The sequence below is a fragment of the Sulfobacillus sp. hq2 genome (genome assembly GCF_002903155.1).
GTDB classification, from domain to species: Bacteria; Bacillota; Sulfobacillia; order Sulfobacillales; family Sulfobacillaceae; genus Sulfobacillus; species Sulfobacillus thermotolerans.
The window spans coordinates 350780-373417 of sequence record NZ_NWUL01000031.1 but is presented as its reverse complement, the minus strand read 5'-3'; the positions used below and the strand labels follow the sequence as shown (position 1 = coordinate 373417).

Genomic DNA, 22638 nt, shown 5'->3' with positions numbered 1-22638 from the left:
AGCTGAAGGCCAGATTGAGCCGCCTCTACACCTCCCTTGGAGGGCAAAGGCGGTACGATCTGGCCAAATTCCGTGGTCTGGCTCCCCCAAGGCTCCTTCAGTGCGAATGACCCTGGCCTATGCCCGCGTATCAAGTCACGACCAGCTCGAATCCTTCTGTGCCGCCCACGATTGGACGTGTGAGACGCTATAGGATTGCGGTTCGGGGCTAAACTCTCCCAAAAAGGGACTAAGAAGCCTCATCCGACGCATTTGCTCCGGCGAAGTCGAGCGATTGGTGATTAGCCATAAGGATCGACGGCTGCGCAGCGGGGCAGAACTGGTCTTTTCCCTCTGCGAGCACTTGGGCACCGAAATGGTCATCATCAATGCCTCAGAAGAGGTTAGCTTTGAAAGGTCGTGCTACTCGTGCACGACCTGCCATTGTTTTCCGTTGTTGTGAGATAGCCATAAAGACAACGTATTCGCCTGAGTGCTTTGCGAGACGATCCATCCCGTTTGACCGAAGAACTTTACACTAAGGGGATGAATGGTCGAGGGAACGGCGGAAACGTCTTGCCATGTGTGACCGCCCGTCGCGGTGTGGTCCAATTGCACCTGATGCCCTTTCGCGACAATGTCCCACCCATTTTGCGATGTGATCCAGTCCAGAGAGACCACAGATGCATTAGCACAGGTCCAAATAGGGGTCCATGAGGCTCCGCGAGTCGTCTTGTAAAGCACAGCATAGTGATGGTATTTGACGATGTTCTGAGCGCCGATATACGGCACATTTACGGTGGTAGACAGGTAGCCCACGCCATCGACAAAGGTCGGTGATTGAAAGGCCTCCAAGGAGGCATGCAGTTGTGGTCGAGGATTGTTCATCGCTTTAGGAGGCACCCAGTTCGGGAGGGGTAGTGCCACCGGACTCCACGACGCGCCGCCGTTCGTAGAGTCCATCAGGGCAGGGGAGCTAGCGCCGTCAGAGATTGCCCATGCGCGAGTGGAGGATATCCACGCAACGGCCGCGAATGCCCCGTGAGCGGTGGTGTAGACAGGGGCGGATGAAACATGACCTTGAGAAATGGTCCACAGGGCTTGCGGGCCTGTTTGCATGCCCACAGGACCCGACAACAGCACCGATCCAAACGAGCCATCCGCCGAGTTGGTGGTGACATTCACTTGAGCCTGAACCACAGGCCATGGCGCATTGAGTTGATGTGTTGCCCAGTGTACACCACCGTCGTCAGTATAGCTGAGGATGACATCACGAGCCCCTTCTTTTGTACCCACCCAAGCGGTTTTCGCATTGACGGCATCCATTGTCAGGATGGTTGGAGATTTCAATACGATTACCCATTTTTTCCAGATGTCGTGGTCCGGAAAATTTGATTCGATGAGCTGGCCCATCCCGTGGCGCGACTGACCATAACGATAGTTTTCGCCTTTTCTAATGGAGATGCTCCCGTCACTGCGGCTTTGGATGCCCTGTGATTTTGCGCAGGAATCGGAGGGGAAGCGTCTTGGATTCCGCATCCTGATAATACCGCGCCCCCCAGTATCACTAAGGCACCAAGCGGTACCACGAACAGGTTCTGTGTCATACCACTACACCTTCCTACGTGCGGCTTTTGTAATGTCTATTCACTAGAACGACAGACGGAGCCCTGCGGTTCCGCACTGAGAAGGACACGGCCGCAGACCGACATCCGCGACGGGTATCATGATCGAAGGGAGGGAGCGCAATCAGCTGGCCTATGTTTGGCACCACCACGGGGGCTGTTATGATCGTCCATGCGGTCCTCTTTGTGACCCGCCGACTGTTTCCCCATGCACCGATGACCATGGTCGCGCTGGTGACCGCCGAAATCATCGTGTGGGGATACGGGAGCTTGACTTCCGGGTGGTCTATCACCCGCATGCTGTTGTGGACGAGTAACGGTCTGATTGTGAAACGGCTATCCAATCGGTGGTGTCTCGGGGGTAAGCCGGGCCGTTTGCATTGAACATAAAGCCCGCGCATTCCCCTTCTTAGGCGATAGCCAAGAGGGGGTCAAGCGGGCGGCGGCCTTCTGGCGCCTTGCGGAGTTTTTCTTACGTCCCTTGGGCTGCGACATAGCGCTTCACGGTATCCAAGGATGCCCCTCCGACACTCCCCACGTAGTAGGCCCGTTGCCAAAAGGATGGTTTCCCATAAAGCTGGCGCAAATGTTCGGCGAACCGGTTACGCATAATGGCGACTACTCGCGGATTTTAAGTTGTTGATCAACACGGAGATATTGAGGGCGGGATGGACGCCCACCAGTAGATGGACATGATCCGCTCCCCCCCCCCGAATTCTATTAGGGTACAACGCCAATCCTGCTCGAGCCTTTACAAGAAGCGTTCGCAGAAATCCTGGATGACAGCGTCCCGGCGAAAAAAGGATCCCAGAACTAGAAAAAAGCGTACCGTAAAGGAGTGGGTCAAGGCCATTTCGGGAAGCGAGGTTCCGTCGCCGGAAGGAGACCCGGGAGAATGCCCAAGTCGGCATTCTCCCAACGGCACACGCTCCCGGATGGACTCTAGCGCCACGGTGGGGACGTCGGTTGCGGGCCCATCGGCAGAGAGCGAACAGTAAGTGAAAAACCCACAGGTCTAAGGATGTCTAGGTTTTTCGGAGCCGGTTAATACAACATTGTCAATAAGACGAGCCTTGCCAATCTGAGCTGCCAAAGCTAGCATGACGGGGCGATCGGTAATCTGTTCGACGGGCTCTAATGTATGGTAATCGACCAACGCGATATATTCTGGAGTGATATCGGCATCTGCCAGCACATTGTGCACCACGTCAAGCAAAACAGATCCCGTCCGTTCGCCTTGTTCAAACCGGTCCCGGGCCTGGCGAAGCGCCTGATACAGCCGAGGTGCCCGCCTCAAATCCTCACTGTCAAGATATTGGTTGCGTGAGGATAAGGCAAGTCCCGATGGTTCTCGCACGGTCGGCACCGCTACAATTTCTACGGGGAAGTTTAAATCGGCGGCCATCTTCCGGATAATGGCCAACTGTTGTCCATCTTTTTGACCAAAAAACGCCATATCCGGCTGGATTATATTGAATAGTTTGGCCACTACCGTGCACACCCCTTCAAAGTGTCCTGGCCGGTGCAGCCCACACATTGTTCCGGTCATCCGTGGAATCGATACAATAGTCCAACTAGGACCCGTCGGATACATTTCTTCTACGCTTGGCGTAAACACGACCGTGCCGGGATACGCCGATAACAACTCCATATCGTGGTCCAGAGTCCTTGGATAGCGCCCGTAATCTTCATGGGGCCCAAATTGCATGGGATTGACAAAAATACTGACAATGACTTGCTCACAACGATCCCACGCTGCCTTAACCAACGCCAAGTGCCCTTGATGCAAAGCCCCCATGGTCGGCACAAGCGCCACCCGCTGGGGGTGGCGCCCAACTTCTTGGCGAAACGCGCGTAGTTCCGCCACCGTTTTTATCTGTCTAACCTGATTCACGATATCTTCTTCAACTCCCTAAATCAACCTGTCCGGTATCATCCAGCAGTAATTTAATTTGACGAATCATGTATTCCTCACTGACGGCGCCTTCAAACGACACTGACCTTGCAGGATCCTTGGTCGTCAGTACGGTTTTCGGTACCGAATACACGGATTCTTGGTCCGCCCATTCTAGAAATTCGTTCGCGTCTACTGATTCAGCGCGGACCCTCACAGGGTTGGCCAACGCCATCTGATGTACCAGGCGAACTGCCCGGGGACAATGAGGTCACGTGGGCGTGACAAAGACTTGCATCGTAATATCGCGTTCCAAATTGCGAATGTAATGAAGCGATTTCTCCCGCAATCGGTTGCGCCCGGTGGACACATCTAAAATATCTTCCACCAATACAGCAAACTCGTATCCCGCCGGAATGCCGATAATGCGAATGCCACTATCATCCTCGTTCTTGTCGCGTAAAATAATGCACGGAACAGCCGTCACCCCATACAACGCAGCCAGAAGCCGATTTTTTTCCAGATGATAGGTTTCCAAGTGCAGCAGATCCGGCATCAAACCGACCACTTCGGAGAGAATCCCCTGGGCATGCTGGCTCCATTCTTGATCCGGATTGATAAACAGCTCCAGATGCACGGGAAATTTCAGGTCCCGAAACATCTCGGCCAATGTTTGACGATCACGGTCACTTAAAAACGCCATATTGGACACCCCCTTTCTTAGCCGCAAGGGACAATAGCTACCTGCAATCCTATGACCTCTGATTGGAGATATTTTCTCTTTAGTGTACTGATTCCGTGGTTGTTTGGCTACTACGGCTCGTTCCAGATTCCACGCCACTATCAGGCCATGATAAGCGGCGCCGCACAGCAAGAAATTCTTGTCCCAAAGCGTCTAGACGCGTTTCGATCTCTTGACGGTCATCTTCCCAGAAAAAGATATCAAGCAGCCGCTTTTCAAGACTCCCGCGGCGCTCCATGTGGCGCAAGATAACGTCAATCTCGCCAATAACATGGCGAAACAAATCAATTTTCTCATGCAAGAGGTGCAATATGTGTTCTTCAATCGTATCTACTGTAAAGAGATTATAGATTTCAACCGGATGTGTTTGCCCCAGACGATGAATGCGCCCAATGCGCTGCTCAATCCGCATGGGATTCCACGGCAAATCAAAGTTAATCAACTGATGACAAAACTGCAGATTCAGCCCTTGCCCCCCTGCCTCTGTTGAAACTAACACATGATCGCCTTCCTCAAACCAACGAATCAAGCGGTCACGTTCTGTGCGGCGCAAGCCGCCATGAAAAGGTTGCGCCGCGACGCCGGATTCCTGCAAAAACTGAACCAACGCTAATTGCGTCGCGCGGTACTCCGTAAACACCAAAAATTTCCCGCCTAACGCGCGAATCACATCGACCACCGCTTGCATTTTGGCCGGCATCCCTACGGAACGGGCCAACGCCAACAACTCCTGCTGGCGTTGGCCAAGCCACTCCGCAGATTCCAATGTCGGCATTAAGGCATGCGGCGAAGAACATAATTCGCGTTGAAGCGTAATCAGGGGCAAGACCGTTTCATTCCCTTGCATTCGGTGCCGATATTCAGTTTTGAGGGCCTGGGTCATCGTGTCATATAAATGCCGCTCGGCATCGGTAAGCCTAATAGGCCAAAGGGTCACTTCGCGAGGCGGAAGCTCCAGGCCCACATTCTGGCGCTGATTACGCACCATCACCTCGGCCAAAAGTTTTCTCAGCGCTCGGGCATTCTTCGGCGTGCGCTTATCTAAAATAAATTGCCGATAAAAGCGCAAGTAACTGCCAAATTTTCCTGGCTTCACCAAATTGACAAGATTGTAAAGCTCGGTCAATTCATTCTCCATTGGAGTAGCGGTGAGCAAAACCATAAATTTCGCGGTCAATCCCTGGACGAGTTGATAGTTGAGGGTTCGGGTATTTTTCAGATGGTGGGCCTCATCGACGATAACCAAGTCCCACGGCACATATTGCAATTGTTGATATAACGGAGCGCGTTTGGCTTGATCGATGGATAACACCCAGAGCCAGCCGGTATCATGGGCATCATGCAACGCTGTCCAACCAAACTTTTGCTCCAGTTCGGCAATCCATTGGGTAATCAGCCCCGCGGGAACCAATACGAGCACATGGTTGATAATTTGGCGGGCCTTCAGTTCCGCAATAATAAGCCCCGCCTCAATGGTTTTGCCTAATCCGACCTCATCAGCTAAGATAGCACGTCCTTCTAATTGATTGACCACAGTCAGGACACTGTCAATCTGATACGCATGAAGGTTTAAGCCCTTGTTCACAAAGGGTTCTAGCGTCGGCCAGGATACCAAATGCTGTACCAAATGTTCCAAGGGTACGGGTTTTTTTCGTTTCATCCTATGTCCCCCGCCATGTGGTCTACATGAATTCCGCCTCGGCTTAGAACCTGCACAAGAGGAATCGCTGGCACCAAAGAAAACAAATCTCCTTCACGTCGCAGCCTCTTTGATACCCTCTCCATCGTCCAATGCGTGGCGGGATAGTGCAAATCGTCGGGCTGTAAGGGACAAGACACGGTCCCCGGTTCCTCAGACCGTACGGAATAGACCCCAATCATTGTCCTCCCAGGACCGTTTTGCAAATAATCTAAGTACATCTTGTTCTGCCTTTTCGCTTTTAATCGCTCCACCGTAAACACCTCCGGATAGGTCTTAACGGCAATAGACGCGAGCGCCTTGATGGCAGCCATCACACGTCCTGGATTTTCCGGTTCAATACGTATAAAAAAGTGCAAACCGCGCCGGCCGGAGGTCTTCAAGGCATGCGGCACGTGCAACATGTCCAACAAGGTTTGAATAATCCGCGCGGCTTGCATCAACGGGGTCCATTCGCTACCGGGTGGATCCAGGTCAATTACGGCCCAATCGTGCTCGTTTGGCGCTGTCAACGTGTTAAGCGGCACATGCCATTCAATCGTGCCACGGGCAGCCCACCAGATCAGCTGTTCCACCGTATCGACTGTAATGGGTTGGGTGCTATTTCCCTCGGGATGTCTTTGAAAGAAATGGGGGCCCCCTAGCCCGTGCGGCCAGCGCACCATGGTCAGCGCGCGGTTACGATAATACGACAACAATACCGGTCCCACGGCCGCATAATACTCGACTAATTGGCGCCGGGTCACGCCGCTACCAGGAAATATGATTCGTTCCGGATGGGGAATATCCATTACCGCCTCCACCTTCTTATGCGGCCATGACGCATGCGCCCCGTATCTGTTAACATGCGGTACGACACCTCCGCATGAAGAGGAGGTTTCAGCGGTACCATATCGGCCGACGTTTGCTGGAGTTCTTCGGGTACCGACCATGAACGAGGCGCCGGCAACAACCCAAGGGGTAATTGCGTTTCGGCCGACACAATAGCCCATAACCAGCCCCCGTGGTGCTTCCTACGCGACACATAAGGCACAAGAGCCCACTGTCGATATTCTGCGAGAAACTTTTGCCAAAACCGAACCCGTTGGCCCGGATGATATAGGCTGTGCCGATCTTTGGCCATGACCCCTTCCAAGCCCTGCTCCCGCACTGCATGCAACAACGCCAAGCCTTGGCCGTCAACCGCTTCAGACACCACTAAAGGTCCTGCAGACTGCACACGTTCTTGCAACAGCGCACGGCGCGTGGCCAGCGGTTCATGCAACACCCACCGGTTTTGAGCAAACAGACAATCAAACACGATAAGGCGGTGTGGAACAGGTTCTTTCCGTTGCAAGGCCGCAAACGATGGATGTCCATCAATCCATGCCACCAATTCCGCATCTAAGACCATGGGAAACGGCAAAAACGTCCCCGCATCTTGCAGATCAGGAAATTGTGTGAGCAAATCATGCCCTTGACGGGAATACAAGCGCAATGTTCCATTCCAATGAATCTGGCATCGATAGCCATCCCACTTCACTTCATAAATCCACTGGGAGTCATCAAATGGCTCTTGGGCGGTGACAGCCAGCATCGGCGGAACAAAAAATCCCGGTTCTCTCATGCTTGGTGTTCACGCTGCGTTCTTTGTTCCACAGAGGCACGCAATTGTTCCATCAAAGACAGCACCTCTTTTGTGACCCTCGCATCGGGTGCCGGTTGCGCGTTTGGTGCCAGCGCCTCAATGCGTTCCAAAAGTTCACGACGCGCTAAGTTGGGATAATTCTCCTCGACAAACGGCTCTTGCATCTGCGTGACTAACATCTTGGCCATATCCCGTTCTTTTTCTGAAATGACGGCCGTGGTCTGTCCAAAGGTTCTCCCTTCTTCGCGCAAACTTTCCGGAAAGTAGAGGCTATGCAACATTAACACGTGAGGCGGAACCGGGCGTATCACTGACAACGAAAACTTTTGTCGCAAAGTCATTGTAGCCAGCCCTACCGTCCTTGTTTCCTGCAAGGTATCGGTCAATAAACGGTACGCTTTTTCTCCGCCGGGTAACGGCTTAACCCAGTACGCCTGTCGATACAGCACGGGGTCAATTTCTCCCAACTGGTGAAAGCTGACCAGGTTAATGGTGCGATCAGCGGAAGTCTGGGAATCCTCATCCGGTTGCAAAATCACATAGCGTCCATCGGGAAGTTCCACTCCACGTACAACGTCATCAGGCTGGACGTCGACATCGCATACGGGACAATGTTTGCGGTACTGAATCCGGGACCCACAGACCACATGCAACAAATGCATCGTAATCTTGTCATCATCCATCGCTTTATACAGTTGAATCGGAATGGCCACCAACCCAAATCCTATAATCCCTTTATATAAACTTCTCACGACTTAAGCCATGGTGTGGGGATCCACCAACGTCGTATGGTCCTTAGACGGTGAGGAATCTGACGATTTACCCAAAAGATGCTGGATTTGATCAATGAGCTGCGGAACATTATTGACCAAGGACTCGAGCACATCGCCCCGGTCTACCGACAATAACCGCACATTGTCCCCATGAGCCACTAAAAACCCGACCGGATGGACCGTCACACCAGCTCCACTGCCGCCACCAAAAGGGTGGCCTGGGGTGTCGGATTCTCGCTTCCAATATTCGCCTCCCCCTGCCGCAAACCCAAATGATACTCGCGAAACCGGAATAATTGTACCCCCATCTGGTGTCTGCACAGGTTGCCCCACAACGGTATTGACATCAATCATGCCTTTAATGGATTCCATCGCGGTCTTCATCAAACCTTCAATGGGATGGCCTTCACCATAGCCCGAATTCGTATTGTTTGTCATCGCCGTGTCCATCATCTCACTCCCTTTATTGTTGACGCTGCTTATAAAACCCCAGAGAGTCGCTGATCGTCCCGATCAGCGCCTTGGTCATGTCAACGGGTCGAAACCGAACCGTAGCACGAATATGTGCCGTAAGGCCTATCTGGTCCCATAAGGGATAGACTCCATATTCCGGCCAGCTCTCACATTGCGGTGCTATGCGCAAGCTTACCCAAGGCCCTATCACATTATTCAAAAACCCTACGAGCAACGCAGTGCTCGAGGCCTCATTGACACCTAGATGTACCACACAGGAAAACTTTTCTACGGTTGTGCTGTCCCATAGCTTGCGCACGAAACGCGAATAGACTTTTAGGAATTTCACACCCCGATGGACTTTTTTGGGGTCAAATCCCGTCATCGGCTTTACATGCTGGGCAGGGGTCATAGGCACCGTCCAGGCGTACCGGCTGCGCCACGCCAGAAATTGGCCCGTATAGGCCATCGCCCACGAGCGCCCACGCCCGGTCACTTCAATGGTGGTGGTAATATTGGCAAATCCTACGAGAACCAAGACGGCTACCAAGAGTCCGCCCACTACGACGCCCCACATAAAAAAACCCCCTCTTCTAGAGTGGGGCATTTATGTCCAAAATATACCAAGCTTTAAGAATTTGCCATAATCGGCAAAGCCGGTAGGTCGTCTATCGTGTTGATACCGAATTCTTTAAGAAATTGCGCGGTGGTGCCGTATAAAATGGGGCGGCCGGGCGCGTCTTTACGCCCAACTTGTTCGACCAACTCCCGCGCCATTAATGTCTCCAGTGCCCGTTCGGAATTGACTTGACGCACCGCTTCGATTTCCAATCGGGTAATGGGCTGCCGGTAAGCAATGACAGCCAATACCTCCCACGCTGCCGCGGATAAGGGTTCGGGCGCCGCCAAGCGCAGGCGGGTGCGCAAAAATTCATCTAAATCGGGGGCTGTGGCTAAGCGGTAACGGCCTGCCACCGTCTGAACAGTCAAGCTCGATCCCGTGGACGCCAACTTATTGGCTAAACTCGTGACAAGCTTTGGGACCTCGTCATCTGAGACAGCAAGCCATAACCCAATTTGCTCGACAGACACGGGTTCTGGCTGCAAAAACAGCAGAGCTTCCAATACGCGCACAAGATCCATGCTCATGTTCCCTCTTTCACTTCGCACAACCACATTTCCTCAAAGGGCATTTCTTGGATTACCGTCAGGCGGTTTTGATGCCATAAGTGCACCACTGCTAAAAAAGTTCCAACCACTTCATGAGGTGTGTGCGATTGGACCACCTCACCAAATGAAACGCCATCTACGGCCTGATGCACTTTTTCCCAGACACGGTGAATACGGCGCTCCAACGGGTCTTCTTCAGCCGCGACATGATGCAAGGCCGGCACGGTCTTACGTGTTCGAAGATGAGGCCATGAAGCTATTAGCTTGGCGACGCTGGCACCTTTGACAGGATGATACACGTCCATCGCATCCTCAGACACTAACCGCTCATGATAACGCTGAGCAAGACGCAATGCCTCTTGCAACTGGCTCACACCCTCGCTTAGCCACAGCATGTCAGCCGGATCGTCCACAACGCTCTCTATCTCATCGTCTTCCGGTTCATCTTGAGGCAAGACCAAATCCGATTTTCGGCGAATGATCCAGGCCGTGACCGGCGCTTCATCACTGACCGTGTACAAATCAGCGGCCTCGCGCCATCGTTCCGATATCGCTTGCACCAAGTGTACAAGGTGCAGTTCCCGCGCTAACATAGGCATCCGCCGAACTTTCACCGCCAACGCATGGATATCTCCCTGCCAATGCGTCTTTGGCAAGACATCTTCCGGTATCACTCGAGGGTGGTCAGATGCATTGCGTCTTTAACCAAGGACAACGTCTCTTGCGCCGCTTCTCTGGCCTTGATGGCCCCTTGATGAAGAATTTCCTGCACCTGCTCCGGTTGATGTTCCCACCGCACACGTTCCTCACGGATAGGGTCAAGACGTGCATTGATTTCCCCGGCTAGTATCGCCTTGCAATCAACACAGCCAATCTGCGCGGAACGGCAAGCAACATCTATTTCACTAACACGCTCTGGTGCGGTAAAGACCTTATGCAAACTGAATACGGGACACACATCGGGATGGCCAGGGTCCGATTTTCGAATCCGAGCCGGATCTGTCATCATCACCCGGATTTTTTGGGAGACATCATTAGCACTTTCACCCAAGGCTAAGGTGTTTCCATAACTCTTACTCATCTTCTTGCCATCCAGACCGGGTAAGACTTTAGCCTCAGTCAAGATCGCCTCCGGCTCAGGCAGCACTTCTCCATAGAGCCCATTAAAGCGTCGAACAATTTCCCGCGTTAATTCCACATGGGGTACCTGATCTTGTCCCACAGGAACCTTGCGCGCACGGTAAAGCAAAATATCCGACGACATTAGCACGGGATAACCAAGAAAGCCATAGGTATGGATGTCTCGTTGGGCTAATTCTTTCAGTTTCTCTTTATAGCTAGGCACGCGCTCTAACCATCCTAACGGCGTGATCATGCTTAAGAGCAGATGGAGTTCCGCGTGCTGCGGCACATCCGACTGCCGAAAGATAATCGACCGATGGGGATCCAATCCCGCCGCCAGCCAATCGACCACCATTTGGAAGACCAAACCCGGCAAAGCGCTGGTATCGTGGTAGCCGGTCGTTAAAGAATGGTAATCAGCCACCATAAAATAGGACTCATAGACGTCTTGCATCGCTACCCAATTCTCTAAGGCGCCTAACCAGTTTCCAATGTGCAATGCCCCCGACGGCTGCATGCCCGATAACACGGTGTCTCTTGTCGTTGTCATTCCCCTCACCTACGGTCCCCTTTTCTAATATCGCGTTCTCCTATTGGCATGGACCTTGCACATGGCTTTTAGCGCCACAGACCTTCTTCAGGATCCTGCCATGGTAAATCGTTGTGCGCCATGTCTTCGTAGCTTTCCCGTTTGACCCATAAGGAGGCCTGACCGTTATAGACTAAGACGACAGCGGGGCGTGGCACCCGGTTATAATTTGACGCCATCGCAAAATTATAGGCACCGGTTCCAAAAACCACCACGTAATCCCCTGGTTCTATAGGTGGCAGCGGAATATCTTTGACAAGAATGTCTCCGCTCTCGCAATAGCGCCCGGCAATGGTGTATAACGCCCGGTCCTCAGGATTTTTTCCGTCAACTTGGGCCGTATAGGACGCTTGATACAAGGCGGGACGGATATTGTCCCCCATTCCTCCATCCACGGCCGCATAACGTTTCCCACCAGGAACCGTTTTGGTCGCCCCCACTTGGTAAATGGTCACCCCAGCCTCCGCAACAATGGCGCGGCCCGGCTCAATAAATACTGTGGGCACCGCATAACCGTGAGGTGTCATCCGCTGCATGGCATCATTCACCCGCGCCAAAATTCGTGACACTTGGGGCGGATCATCATCTGGGCCATATTGCACACCAAAACCTCCGCCAATATCGACGACTTCTGGCCAATAATGATAACGCTCCAACGCGTCGTGCATAAATTCCATCAGTCTTTGTGCATTATGCACAAAAGGGTCTTCATCAAAGATTTGGGAACCAATATGGGCATGAAACCCTTTGAGCTCGAGATAAGGGAGCGTCAAAGCTCGCTGTAAAGCCACTTCATGAATACCGTCTTGCATGGCAAAGCCAAATTTCGAATCAAATTGCCCTGTTTGAATGAAGGCATGGGTATGGGCCTCGATTCCAGGGGTCAGCCGTAATAAAATCGGTGCAGGCTTGTCCACTTCTTTAGCAATCCGGCTTATTGCTTCCAGTTCCGCTAAGGAATCGACAACAAAGTACCCCACGCCCCGTAATAGGCCAAAACGAATTTCCTCATCGGTCTTCACATTGCCGTGAAAGATGATGCGGGAGGGGTTCATCCCCCCTTCTAACGCCGTATAAAGCTCACCACCCGATACGACATCCAAGCCCATATGCTGCTGCTCCAAGAAACCTGCCATCGCTTTGGTCAGGAAAGCCTTTCCTGCATAAAAAGCTTGTCCCGGAGGATTCATATCCTGGAGGGCTTGTTGGAAGCTGCGTATACGGTGTCGTAAGGTCTCATAGTCGAGTACATAAAGGGGCGTGCCAAACTCTTGTGCTAACTGCCTAATTGGCAGTCCTCCAATAGAAATGTGATAACGGTCATCGATGGTATAGGTATCAGGAAACAATCCAATCCTCCTCGCGGACGGCATATTTGTTGTTAGCCTAACATTCAAGCCCTTCGTGGTCAACAATTTAGAGCCGTCCGGACCCTTGTCATTAGGAGCGAGCATTGCTTTGACCCCAGATCGAGTAGGAGGGGGCGTCTCTCCCCCGACCTCTCACACCACCGTACAAGCACGTCCGCATACAGCGGGTTATGAAGATTGACGCAGATATCGATATTGCTCCGTAACGCTCTTAAGCCAGGCCTGTGTGAAATATGCCGTGTCGAGCGCGTTATTGAGGTTTCGAGTATTGCCCACGGTCCTCGCCATGACGTGCACCCATTGCTCGGGCACATTCCATATCCGAAGCTCCCGGTAGCGTGTGCGTACCCGTTTCCATTGCGTCCACAGGCAGAGGCCTGCCATCAATGCGTTCACAACGGACTTCATCACATAGACGTTAGAACCGTCGCGTAGCGAACGAAGCGATGCCCCCGTTTCGTGAGTTCTCGGTCGAAGTCATCCAAGAGGATATGGGCCAGCAGCGGAGTCAATGGCCCCCCTGTTGGGTGCCTTCCACGTTCCGTACGACGACTCCGTGGATTCACACTCTGGCTTCGAGGAAGCGCCGCATAAGACGTCGGCGACTCGCGTGCCACACGCGCCATGAGCATGTCATGGTTCGCGTGGCCAAAGACGGCCTTGAGCTCGATGTCGACCGCCCATGTAACCGTCCCGGATGTGAGCTTGGGCTTGCCACAGGACTTTGCGGCAGGCCTTATATGCAATTCGTGTTCCTCAGGGTCGAGATTTTGCCGCGAGCTTCCTCCAGATTCCGCCTCACGGCGGATACCCTTGCTGTTGGCTAACGGTGGTGTGTCACCAACCCCGTTCCGGACTTTCCCCGTAGAGAAACCGCCCATGCCGGGCGCACTCAAAAGAAGTCGGCCAAAAGGGCCGACTTCCTAGGCTTTAACGGGGCTTTGGTCGACGATGGGTCGGATCATGCGGCAACGTCAACGACGGACGCATCACTTTACGATTGAGGGGTTTGCGCACAAATTCCGCTCCCAACGCCCTGCCATTCCACGGGAAAACGGGCCACGAATAGCGCATTCCAAAGGAATCTGTTGAGGCCAAAAGAATTAACGGCACGACAATTCCTATGCCAAACCCTATCCATGGAAACCCAATTAAAACCCCAAGGCCCGTGGTCACTAATAAAAACATGCGCAAGAGACGAATGGCCATGCCAAAATCCAAATCCGGGGCACTAAAGGTTCCAACGGCGGCTAATGCAACATAGACAATGACTTGCGCGTCTATCATTTTGGCTTTCACTGCAACATCGCCCAATAAAATGGCTCCAAAAAAGCCCATGGACTGAGTAAGGGGATCGGGACTAAATGTCAGGGCTAACCGTAACAAATCCACCCCAATTTCTGCCCCGACGAGCTGCCAGAATACGGGCACCTCGGTTACCGCGGGATGAATAAGAACCTGCCAACCGTCCGGTAATACCGTATGCGAAGCAAGCAACGCATACCATAAAGGTGGGCCAAACCATGATAACGCGACCCCTAAAAACCGTACCCATTTTAGATAGGTGCCAATCATAACGTCTTCGTGATATTCTTCGACGGACTGCAAAAACGAGAAGAATGTCACCGGTAAAATCATTGCATTGGGTGACGTGTCAATCATGACGAGAACATGGCCTTCAGTAAGGTGCTCTGCCGCAACGTCAGGACGTTCGGTAAAACGACTATTTGGAAAAGGATTCCACCATGGCTTGCGGATAATCCATTCCTGTAAAGCTTTTTCCGACATGGTCAGCGCATCCACATCAACATGCTTAATCCGTTCCCGAATCTGCTTCACAAAAAAATCATTGGCGATATCTTTGATGAACATAATGGCCACATCCGCTTGGGAACGGCGTCCGACTTCATGAATCTCGATCCGCAAGTTCGGATCGCGAAGACGTCGGCGAATCATGATGGTGTTAAAGACTAGCGTTTCGACAAATCCATCTTTGGGTCCTCGGAGCACACGTTCCATCGACGGCTCCGAAGGCGTCCGGTCGGGATATTTTCGGACGTCAAGCACAATGGCGTGGCTAATGCCATCGACCAGCAGTGCCGCTGGCCCGGCCAAAATCTGATCAGCCGTTTTGTCCAATTGCGTTTCGGGCGTGATTTCAATGAAAGGGATTTTTCGATTCAACAAGCGCTGTAACCGTGGATGCGTAAGTTGATCATCCGGGGTTTTGAACAGTTCCTGCATAATCAACGTTAAGTTCGTCTGACTAACAAATGAATCCAGATAGATTAAGGCAACATTACGGGCCCCAATTTTAAATTCCCGAACAATGAGATCAAAGGTTTCTTTATATCCTAAATAGTCCTTCAACCACTGCACGTTATGTTTGAGATCTTCAGAAACCTCTTCCGGCTTCACCGTACCTTGGCTTTTATGGACGTGCTCAACGGGCATGATACCCACTCCTTTGTAACACTTCTTCGAGTGCACGGCGGGTAGCCGGTACACCATGACCGATCGCATCATGCCCCCCCATTTTGCCCGGGTCCCCAAGCCCAATAATTGGTACATCACCCACATCATCAGCCAAAACGTCTACCGTATCACCATGAAGGACATTGGTTTTGACGGCATTCCCCCCTTTATCGACTGCCTGTCCTTTAACCACTTTCCCGGTTTTGGTCACGGAAGAGTCGATGGTCACACCATCCACCGGATGCGTATTCGCAGCAACCGCCACAACCCCTAGAACCTCAACCTCATCCGAATTCATCAAAACCTCAAGATCTTCTTCACCTCGTCCTGTTCCTGCCTCTCCACGGTCGTCCACCATAACCACCACAGGCTCTTGGGGCGCCTTAGCAATTGCCTCAAGGAGTTCTTGTCCGGTGAGTGGTGTCGGATTGCCGCGAGAAGCCTTGAGTGGATGCAAATGCAATGCGGCGCTGGCTTCCTCGATCGCGTGGTAGGCTGTTTGGTCTCCATCCGTCACAATAATTATCGGTGTCTTTTTAGGCATCGTCGTTCCCCCTTGTCCAACCATTAATCGTTATACCTTCGGTTTAAAAACTAATGAGGCAGCCAACCCAAACAACACCGCAGCTTTAATTCCCCCGGCGGCCGCGGTGAGTCCTCCGGTTAACAGCCCCAAAACCCCTTTGGTCTTCACAGCTTCACCCACACCGGTGACTAGGGTATAGCCAAAGCCGGTTAATGGGACGGTCGCCCCCGCACCCGCAAAGGACACTAATTTCCCGTACAAACCCACGCCCCCTAAAACCGCGCCGATGACCACAAACAGTACCAACACGTGAGCTGGCGTCAACGGAAAGAGATCGAGAGTCAATTGCGCGATAACGCATAAGAGTCCCCCAATCACAAAAGCCCAGAAAAACATCATGACCGTCCCTCCTATTGAAATGACAGTGGCTTATGGATACTCGACCGATACCGCATGTGCGATACAAGGAATGCTCTCTCCTTGTTGATAAGTCGTGGGAGAAAACAATGCTCCAGTGGCGACCAACAATACTTTGTGCCATTGACGCTTTTTCATCCGGTGATAAATAAACCCTGAAAACACACTCGCGGAGCATCCCGCGCCTGAACCGCCGTTGTGCACATCTTGTTCTTTAATGGCATATAAAGCCCGTCCACAATCATCCAACTGTGCTTCCCATGACAAGCCATTTTTCTGTGCAAGACGCGACAAAAGCTGCAAGCCAAATACGCCCAAATCCCCCGTATAGACCCGGTCATAATCGTCAATGGATCGCCCAGTTTCTTCTAAATGGCGCCGTATCGTATCAAAGGCAGCTGGGGCCATAGCCGTTCCCATATCATTGGGATCTTTTGATCCCCAGTCCACCACCCGGCCAAACGTCACGGATTCGACCCGCACGCGCTCTGGATGATCTTCATTGACGCGCCCCAGTAAACACGTTCCAGCTGCTGTCGCGGTCCAAGCCGCAGTTGGCGTACGTTGATATCCCAGCTCAATAGGAAACCGAAACTGACGTTCAGCGGCCATATGATGGCTAGCGGCAGACACCAAGACCCCATGAGGTCCTCCTCCGGCAATCGTCATAGCCCCCAACCCCAGGCCTTCTGTAAACACTGCACAGGCCGAAAACAATCCAATCAGCGGACGTTGATGATCTCTGGCGGCAAAATTGGTCGTGGCTAACTGATCTAACAAGTCGCCTCCCATCACCAAATCGATGTTATCCCAGGATTGTTTAGCTTTCTCGACCGCCAAGGTTTGCGACTCAAACAATAAGTGGCGTTCAGCCGTTTCGAAGCTGTCATAATCATTCAGTTCAGACGGCCATATGCGATCAAAATCAGCCCCTAAGGGTCCTTGACCTTCTTTTGGCCCTCCTACGGCAGCCGTCGAAATAATATGGACGTTATCAAACTGATAGGTCGAAGTCCCTAACCGCTTGATCGCCACCTATGCCACCCCCGTCACAAGCCACCGTATCAAGCCCACGACAAACGCGGCAGCTAATCCATAGGCCAACACTGGCCCTGCCACTGTAAACAATTTCGCTCCGACTCCTAAAACCAACCCTTCCGTACGAAATTCCATGGCTGGTGCGACCATCGCGTTAGCAAAGCCCGTGACCGGCAATGATCCCCCCATCCCGCCATACTTCACCACACGGTCGTACCATCCCAAACCCGTTAACAAGGCCCCCAATCCGATCATGACAACGGTAACTGGTGACGTCGCTTCCTTCGCTGACATTCCATGCTGCATGAAAAACCATTGAACGCCTTGCCCTACCTCACTAATAAATCCGCCAATAAAGAAGGCTAGCAAAACATTTTTCAGTAACGGTTTTTTAGGACGCATTTCTTGCGCCATCTTCTGATACTCTTGCATTTCATCAGTCTGGTGTTGCGATTTCGTAGCCATACGCTCCTCCTCACTGTGACAAAAAATACTCCTGGCGACCATGGAGGTCCAGGAGTAGTATGGGCTAATGGCTATTGACCTTATTCTCGTATGGGATTTGTTCCGCTGCTGCCTTCATGATCTGTCAATGCGGCTTTCATCCGGTCCAATGCGCGTCGTTCTAGTCGTGACACTTGCACCTGTGAAACCTTCAACTGCCGGGCGACTTCCGTCTGAGTGCGGCCTTCCACAAAGCGCGCTCGTAAGATAAAGCGCTCACGTTCGTCCAATGCACTAAAAGCTTGTCCTAACGCCATCTGTTCCAACCACTCGTTTTCTCCCAAACTATCCGTGATGACATCGCCCAAATGCTTTTCCGATCCGGTTGATGACTCGATGGTTTGATTCAGGGAGGCTGGCGGACGAACCGCCTCCATCGCTTCAGCAATATCGGACGGGTCAATATCCATCTTTTGCGCGACTTCGGCCGGAGTAGGATCACGTCCTAATTGTTGAGACAATAAGCCACGAACTTGCTCCACTCGCATTCCTAATTCGCGCAGGGAACGGGCCACCCGAATGGGCTGGTCATCGCGCATATGACGACGAATTTCCCCCATGATAAGAGGGACAGCATACGTAGAAAATTTTAGACCGCGGTCGACGTCAAACCGATCAATGGCTTTCAATAAACCAATAGCCCCCACTTGAAACAGGTCTTCGGGATCATATCCCCGTCCTTGGAACCGGTGTACTATATGCCAAATCAGGTTCCAATGTCTCTCTACCAGATCCCGTCGGGCGTTGGGATCTCCGGCTTGGGCTAAACGATATAATTGGGTATCGTCCTGGGGACCTGGCCAATGCCCTTCACTGGGCATCGCGGGATAACTCCCCTTGAATGGTCACAAATCTCTGCATCTCCACGCGGGTGCCCTGGCCCACCGTAGACTGCACGGTTAGTCCGTGCATAAACGATTCCATGAAAACAAACCCAAGGCCCATGCGCTCAGGATCAGTAGAATAAGACGCTTGCCGCGCCTGGTCCACATCATGGATACCGACCCCAAAGTCCTCGACCACAATAGTAATTTGCTGAGCATCTAGTGTACCCGAGAGTTCAACCCATCCATCAGTCCGGCCTTGATATCCATGAATTATGGCATTTGAGACCGCTTCAGATACCGCCACTTTGATTTCGTCAATGTCGTTTAACGAAAAGGCAGCTTGTCCTGCGAGCGCGGCAATGGCAACGCGAGCCAGTCCCACATTCTCCGGAACGGAAAGAAATCGCAAGTGTATGATGTTCGTCACCAATTTACTCCTCCTCATAGTTCGCGCCCATTCACAGTCCCTATCGTTGGTCTTTAACAACAGATCGTGTGGCATCCGTCACTGGCAAAAGGTCGGTGATGCCGGCGAGTTCTAATACCGCTTTGACCGACGGTCTGACTCCAACTAATGAAAATGGCCGATCACCCATTTTCCGAAAGCGCCCGAGAATCACACCGAGTCCCGATGAGTCGATAAACTCCACGTCCGAAAGATCTAAAACCAGCGCCTTATCCCGGTATCTTTCGAGTAATTCATCCAGAGCATCTCGCAGAGGCGCCGCACTCGTCAAGTCTAAATCACCGTTGACCGCCACTAAAATGCGGCGTCCTTGAACCGTGTGTACAATAGTCATAGAAGGCCTCCATTGTCAGCCAAATTTTTCCTGTTACTATCATACACGGCAGATAGCGCGAAATAAGGCGGCTTTTGGCCGCCTTATGAAGGATATTCGCTACTTTCTTCTTCCGTACTGCGCGCTTGCCGCTTCATTTTGACGCGAAGAGCATCCAGCAACGGCTCGCCATTCTCATCGACAATGGATTCGACTTGTTCGACAAATCCTACCGGTTCATCGAAACCTACATAGGTTTCATGATAGTCTACAGCGGGAGGCGTATCTTGCGGACTATTCGATGTCCCCCATTGCGCAATGCTTTGCCAAATATCCTCCCCATCTGTTGCCACATCCCCATGATGAATGTCATCGCGGTCCCCAAAGGGCATAGGCACCACCGGATGGTCGAGCGGTATGTAGGGAGGCTCGACAACTTTTTGACACGTGATGCAGTATATCGCCTCCGGCTTCGCCTTTAAACGTTCGGGTTCAATTGCCTGTTGACACCGATCGCAGATACCGTAACTACCTTCGGCAACTTTTTCTATGGCGCGAGTCACTTCGGCTTGTTGTTCGGCCAGCCCCCGCTCAATGCCCACGTCTAGTTCGCGGGCAGCTGTATCCGTAGCCAAGTCGGCAGGGTGATTGTCATAAGCGCTCAATGCGCCAACCGAGTCTGTTTCTTTGACCGACAATTGGCTTCGCAAGCGCACTAACATATTCTCCAATTGGCGTTGTACTGCTTGTAGGCGACCTATGGGATCCATCTTATCCTCCAATATGTTTTAAGTGAACAGTTTCCACAAATACTTCCAGGTCAAGGCACCAATGGTCGTGCGTGCCACCTGCTTAGCGGCCACAATCGAGACGCTCCTTATCACATGTCGGCCACTTTTAATCTCTAAATGCCCTAAAGCTTGCCCCACGCGCACTGGGGCTTGGACCTCTTGCGGTAGCGTGAGGGCCTGTGAAATATGTCCCGATGAAGCTGGCAGTGTTAACAACACAGGATCGACAACCCATGCGGCGACGCGAGGCTCCACGCCCCGGCGAACGTCAACATACCCCATAATTTTATGAGCAGGTGCAATAGACACCGTCCGGAAGTTTTGGAATCCCCATGTCAACAAGCTCGCAGCATCTTGTGCCCGAATCTTACCCGTGGGAGCCCCTAAAATAGCCACCACCATGCGAGTCTCTCCCTTTTTAGCGGTTGCGACCATGCAATAGCCCGCTTCCCGGGTGAATCCAGTTTTTAGGCCATCAGCCCCAGGATACGTACGCAGTAAGCGATTATGATTGACGAGCCATAAGGTTCCACCTTTTCCATTCCGAATGCTACGGTCTTCCCACAATGAGGTGTATTTCAAAAGGAGTGGCAGTTTGACCGCCTTCTCTCCCAGAATGGCTAAATCATGAGCTGAGCTGTAGTGATTAGATTGCGGAAGGCCATGGGGATTGGAAAAGTGAGTATGGGTCATTCCGAGCGCCTTGGCGGTTTCATTCATTTGTTGCACAAATCCTGCTTCAGACCCGCTAATATAAGTCCCTAAGGCATAAGCAGCGTCATTCGCCGACCCTACGGCCACCGCTTTCAGCATCTGGTCCACACTCAAGCGTTCGCCTGGCTCCAACCAAATCTGAGAACCGCCAATGCGGTACGCCTCTTCATCAGCGGGAACCATATCATGCAAACGAATTTGGTGCCGTTCGATAGCCCTGACGGCGATATACAACGTCATTAATTTCGTGACGCTCGCCATCGGTAATTCTTGTTGAGCGTTTTTCGTATAAAGAACTTGACCCGAATTCGCATCGACGAGCTCGGCGGCCTTGGCATTTATCGGAGGTGGTCCCGGAGGACTTTGTGCTCCGACGATCGGTGAAGAGATCAGCGCCAAAAACAAGGCCAGTTGACTCGCACGAAACAAGTGTTGCCACGTTTTTCGAAAATCCATTGCCCTATGCCTCCCTAGTGCTATGCTTGGGAGTAGTATGGGGCAAACTTGACGCAATTCATGCGTCATCCGCCCTACGGCGGAAGATCAGACAATCAAGCGCGCGGATGGGTTTTGTCATAGACCGGACGTAGTCGATTTTGACTCACATGGGTATAAATCTGGGTGGTTGAAATATCTTGGTGGCCCAGCATTTCTTGTACTGCGCGCAAATCCGCTCCATTTTCCAAAAGGTGCGTCGCAAAAGAATGACGCAAGGTGTGAGGGGTAATCGTCTGAGTCACTCCGAGCCCGGCCGCGTATTTTTTAAGTACTTTCCAAAACCCTTGACGGGTTAAACCTTTCCCTTGGCGACTTAAAAATAATGTTTTGACCGAGGAATCCTTCACCAATATAGGCCGGGAGACATCGAGATAGCGTAACAACCAAACCATCGCCATGCGTCCAAGCGGGACAAACCGTTCTTTGGATCCCTTTCCCAAACACCGAATGCGCCCCGGATCCGCCCACCAATCATCGATCGTCAAATGACACAATTCACTCACTCTCAATCCCGTAGCGTAGAGCATTTCGAGCATAGCCCGGTCGCGAATACCGGTTTCCTTAGACACATCCGGCGCTTCAATTAAACGCGTCACTTGGTCTACACTCAGCACGCCCGGCAGCTTCCGAGGCATTTTAGGGGCGACTAACAACTCCGTAGGATCGTTGGTAATATGTTGTTCACGTATCAAAAAGCGGTAAAACGCCTTGATAGCGGCTAATCGGCGAGCTTGCGTCGCTTCCGACTTCTTCGTGTTCTGCAAGTATTCCATATAGGCCACCACTGCCGCCTCAGTACCGGCTTCGGGATAATTATCCAAAAACTGCATATAATCCTGAAGATCTCGTCCATAGGAATCAATTGTGTTCACAGATAAATTGCGTTCGAATCTCAGATAATAGCGAAACTCATCGACCCACTGATCCATCGTATTCATGATGTCGTCCCGTCCATTTCTACTGATATATTCGTCCGTTATATTGATATTTCAACAAATTCGACGTATAGCTGCCAATGTCCTGCTT

At 52.1% G+C, this 22638-nt stretch carries 30 protein-coding genes; 1 reads left to right on the top strand and 29 read right to left on the bottom strand.

All coding sequences use genetic code 11. The features are described from left to right. Positions 1 to 402 precede the first annotated feature (402 nt). A complete protein-coding gene (locus CO251_RS08785) occupies positions 403 to 1329 on the bottom strand; it encodes a hypothetical protein (RefSeq protein WP_146039036.1) in 927 nt (308 codons plus the stop codon). Positions 1330 to 1334: 5 nt separating this feature from the next. Further along, complete coding sequence (locus CO251_RS17200) at positions 1335 to 1586, bottom strand: hypothetical protein (RefSeq protein ID WP_146039035.1); 252 nt, start codon at positions 1584 to 1586, stop codon at positions 1335 to 1337. Positions 1587 to 1766: 180 nt separating this feature from the next. Here CO251_RS17200 and CO251_RS08780 point away from each other — a divergent pair, with 180 nt between their 5' ends. Next, a complete protein-coding gene (locus CO251_RS08780) occupies positions 1767 to 1988 on the top strand; it encodes a hypothetical protein (protein WP_146039034.1) in 222 nt (73 codons plus the stop codon). Positions 1989 to 2076: 88 nt separating this feature from the next. Here CO251_RS08780 and CO251_RS17905 read toward each other — a convergent pair whose 3' ends face one another. From CO251_RS17905 to xerD, 27 genes are all read right to left on the bottom strand, one after another. Continuing rightward, the gene (locus CO251_RS17905) at positions 2077 to 2214 is read right to left on the bottom strand and encodes a transposase (RefSeq protein WP_207654660.1); all 138 of its coding nucleotides are present in this window, start codon (positions 2212 to 2214) and stop codon (positions 2077 to 2079) included. Then, a complete protein-coding gene (locus CO251_RS18045; protein ID WP_369825242.1) occupies positions 2207 to 2515 on the bottom strand; it encodes a transposase in 309 nt (102 codons plus the stop codon). The genes CO251_RS17905 and CO251_RS18045 overlap by 8 nt, the downstream gene beginning before the upstream one ends. Positions 2516 to 2619: 104 nt before the next feature. After that, positions 2620 to 3498, bottom strand: a complete 879-nt coding sequence (panC, locus tag CO251_RS08770; protein ID WP_103375399.1) for a pantoate--beta-alanine ligase — start codon at positions 3496 to 3498, stop codon at positions 2620 to 2622. A 10-nt stretch (positions 3499 to 3508) separates the two neighbouring features. Further along, a complete protein-coding gene (locus CO251_RS08765) occupies positions 3509 to 3733 on the bottom strand; it encodes a hypothetical protein (protein ID WP_146039033.1) in 225 nt (74 codons plus the stop codon). Positions 3734 to 3769: 36 nt separating this feature from the next. Further along, positions 3770 to 4201, bottom strand: a complete 432-nt coding sequence (locus CO251_RS08760; RefSeq protein ID WP_103375397.1) for a hypothetical protein — start codon at positions 4199 to 4201, stop codon at positions 3770 to 3772. A gap of 79 nt (positions 4202 to 4280) precedes the next feature. After that, on the bottom strand, positions 4281 to 5900 hold the full coding sequence (locus CO251_RS08755) for a DEAD/DEAH box helicase (RefSeq protein WP_103375396.1): 1620 nt from the start codon (positions 5898 to 5900) through the stop codon (positions 4281 to 4283). Then, positions 5897 to 6730: a DNA primase gene (locus tag CO251_RS08750; RefSeq protein ID WP_103375395.1), complete on the bottom strand. Its 834-nt coding sequence runs from the start codon at positions 6728 to 6730 to the stop codon at positions 5897 to 5899. The genes CO251_RS08755 and CO251_RS08750 overlap by 4 nt, the downstream gene beginning before the upstream one ends. Beyond that, complete coding sequence (locus tag CO251_RS08745; protein ID WP_103375394.1) at positions 6730 to 7545, bottom strand: DNA ligase; 816 nt, start codon at positions 7543 to 7545, stop codon at positions 6730 to 6732. The genes CO251_RS08750 and CO251_RS08745 overlap by 1 nt, the downstream gene beginning before the upstream one ends. Continuing rightward, positions 7542 to 8279 carry a Ku protein gene (locus CO251_RS08740; protein WP_242968483.1) on the bottom strand — a complete coding sequence of 246 codons (738 nt, stop codon included), beginning with the start codon at positions 8277 to 8279 and terminating at the stop codon, positions 7542 to 7544. The genes CO251_RS08745 and CO251_RS08740 overlap by 4 nt, the downstream gene beginning before the upstream one ends. A 42-nt stretch (positions 8280 to 8321) precedes the next feature. Then, the gene (gene ytfJ / locus CO251_RS08735; RefSeq protein ID WP_103375524.1) at positions 8322 to 8777 is read right to left on the bottom strand and encodes a GerW family sporulation protein; all 456 of its coding nucleotides are present in this window, start codon (positions 8775 to 8777) and stop codon (positions 8322 to 8324) included. Between the two features lie 25 nt (positions 8778 to 8802). After that, positions 8803 to 9369 carry a hypothetical protein gene (locus tag CO251_RS08730; protein ID WP_103375392.1) on the bottom strand — a complete coding sequence of 189 codons (567 nt, stop codon included), beginning with the start codon at positions 9367 to 9369 and terminating at the stop codon, positions 8803 to 8805. A gap of 53 nt (positions 9370 to 9422) precedes the next feature. Then, positions 9423 to 9935, bottom strand: a complete 513-nt coding sequence (gene scpB / locus CO251_RS08725) for an SMC-Scp complex subunit ScpB (RefSeq protein WP_103375391.1) — start codon at positions 9933 to 9935, stop codon at positions 9423 to 9425. A 2-nt stretch (positions 9936 to 9937) separates the two neighbouring features. Next, positions 9938 to 10582, bottom strand: coding sequence for a hypothetical protein (locus tag CO251_RS08720; protein ID WP_207654658.1), 645 nt, complete (start codon positions 10580 to 10582; stop codon positions 9938 to 9940). A gap of 50 nt (positions 10583 to 10632) precedes the next feature. Beyond that, positions 10633 to 11634 carry a tryptophan--tRNA ligase gene (trpS, locus tag CO251_RS08715; protein ID WP_103375389.1) on the bottom strand — a complete coding sequence of 334 codons (1002 nt, stop codon included), beginning with the start codon at positions 11632 to 11634 and terminating at the stop codon, positions 10633 to 10635. A 68-nt stretch (positions 11635 to 11702) separates the two neighbouring features. Then, positions 11703 to 13022, bottom strand: a complete 1320-nt coding sequence (gene lysA / locus CO251_RS08710) for a diaminopimelate decarboxylase (RefSeq protein ID WP_103375388.1) — start codon at positions 13020 to 13022, stop codon at positions 11703 to 11705. Between the two features lie 428 nt (positions 13023 to 13450). After that, a complete protein-coding gene (locus CO251_RS08705) occupies positions 13451 to 13924 on the bottom strand; it encodes a hypothetical protein (RefSeq protein WP_103375387.1) in 474 nt (157 codons plus the stop codon). A 49-nt stretch (positions 13925 to 13973) separates the two neighbouring features. After that, positions 13974 to 15497 carry a spore germination protein gene (locus tag CO251_RS08700; RefSeq protein ID WP_242968482.1) on the bottom strand — a complete coding sequence of 508 codons (1524 nt, stop codon included), beginning with the start codon at positions 15495 to 15497 and terminating at the stop codon, positions 13974 to 13976. Beyond that, positions 15487 to 16062 (bottom strand): stage V sporulation protein AE, encoded by a 576-nt coding sequence (locus CO251_RS08695; protein WP_103375386.1) that lies wholly within the window; start codon positions 16060 to 16062, stop codon positions 15487 to 15489. The genes CO251_RS08700 and CO251_RS08695 overlap by 11 nt, the downstream gene beginning before the upstream one ends. 30 nt (positions 16063 to 16092) lie before the next feature. Further along, on the bottom strand, positions 16093 to 16443 hold the full coding sequence (gene spoVAE, locus CO251_RS08690) for a stage V sporulation protein AE (protein WP_103375385.1): 351 nt from the start codon (positions 16441 to 16443) through the stop codon (positions 16093 to 16095). A gap of 30 nt (positions 16444 to 16473) precedes the next feature. Beyond that, complete coding sequence (locus tag CO251_RS08685) at positions 16474 to 17496, bottom strand: stage V sporulation protein AD (protein ID WP_103375384.1); 1023 nt, start codon at positions 17494 to 17496, stop codon at positions 16474 to 16476. Further along, positions 17497 to 17964: a stage V sporulation protein AC gene (spoVAC, locus tag CO251_RS08680; RefSeq protein ID WP_103375383.1), complete on the bottom strand. Its 468-nt coding sequence runs from the start codon at positions 17962 to 17964 to the stop codon at positions 17497 to 17499. A gap of 80 nt (positions 17965 to 18044) precedes the next feature. Beyond that, positions 18045 to 18824, bottom strand: a complete 780-nt coding sequence (locus CO251_RS08675; protein ID WP_103375382.1) for a SigB/SigF/SigG family RNA polymerase sigma factor — start codon at positions 18822 to 18824, stop codon at positions 18045 to 18047. Then, on the bottom strand, positions 18814 to 19260 hold the full coding sequence (gene spoIIAB / locus CO251_RS08670) for an anti-sigma F factor (protein WP_173677086.1): 447 nt from the start codon (positions 19258 to 19260) through the stop codon (positions 18814 to 18816). The genes CO251_RS08675 and spoIIAB overlap by 11 nt, the downstream gene beginning before the upstream one ends. A 37-nt stretch (positions 19261 to 19297) precedes the next feature. Continuing rightward, the gene (locus CO251_RS08665) at positions 19298 to 19630 is read right to left on the bottom strand and encodes an STAS domain-containing protein (protein WP_103375380.1); all 333 of its coding nucleotides are present in this window, start codon (positions 19628 to 19630) and stop codon (positions 19298 to 19300) included. A gap of 83 nt (positions 19631 to 19713) precedes the next feature. Then, positions 19714 to 20379 carry a TraR/DksA C4-type zinc finger protein gene (locus CO251_RS08660; RefSeq protein WP_103375379.1) on the bottom strand — a complete coding sequence of 222 codons (666 nt, stop codon included), beginning with the start codon at positions 20377 to 20379 and terminating at the stop codon, positions 19714 to 19716. Positions 20380 to 20397: 18 nt separating this feature from the next. Next, complete coding sequence (locus CO251_RS08655; protein WP_103375378.1) at positions 20398 to 21570, bottom strand: D-alanyl-D-alanine carboxypeptidase family protein; 1173 nt, start codon at positions 21568 to 21570, stop codon at positions 20398 to 20400. Between the two features lie 95 nt (positions 21571 to 21665). Beyond that, positions 21666 to 22541: a site-specific tyrosine recombinase XerD gene (xerD, locus tag CO251_RS08650; protein ID WP_103375522.1), complete on the bottom strand. Its 876-nt coding sequence runs from the start codon at positions 22539 to 22541 to the stop codon at positions 21666 to 21668. Between the last annotated feature and the right edge of the window lie 97 nt (positions 22542 to 22638).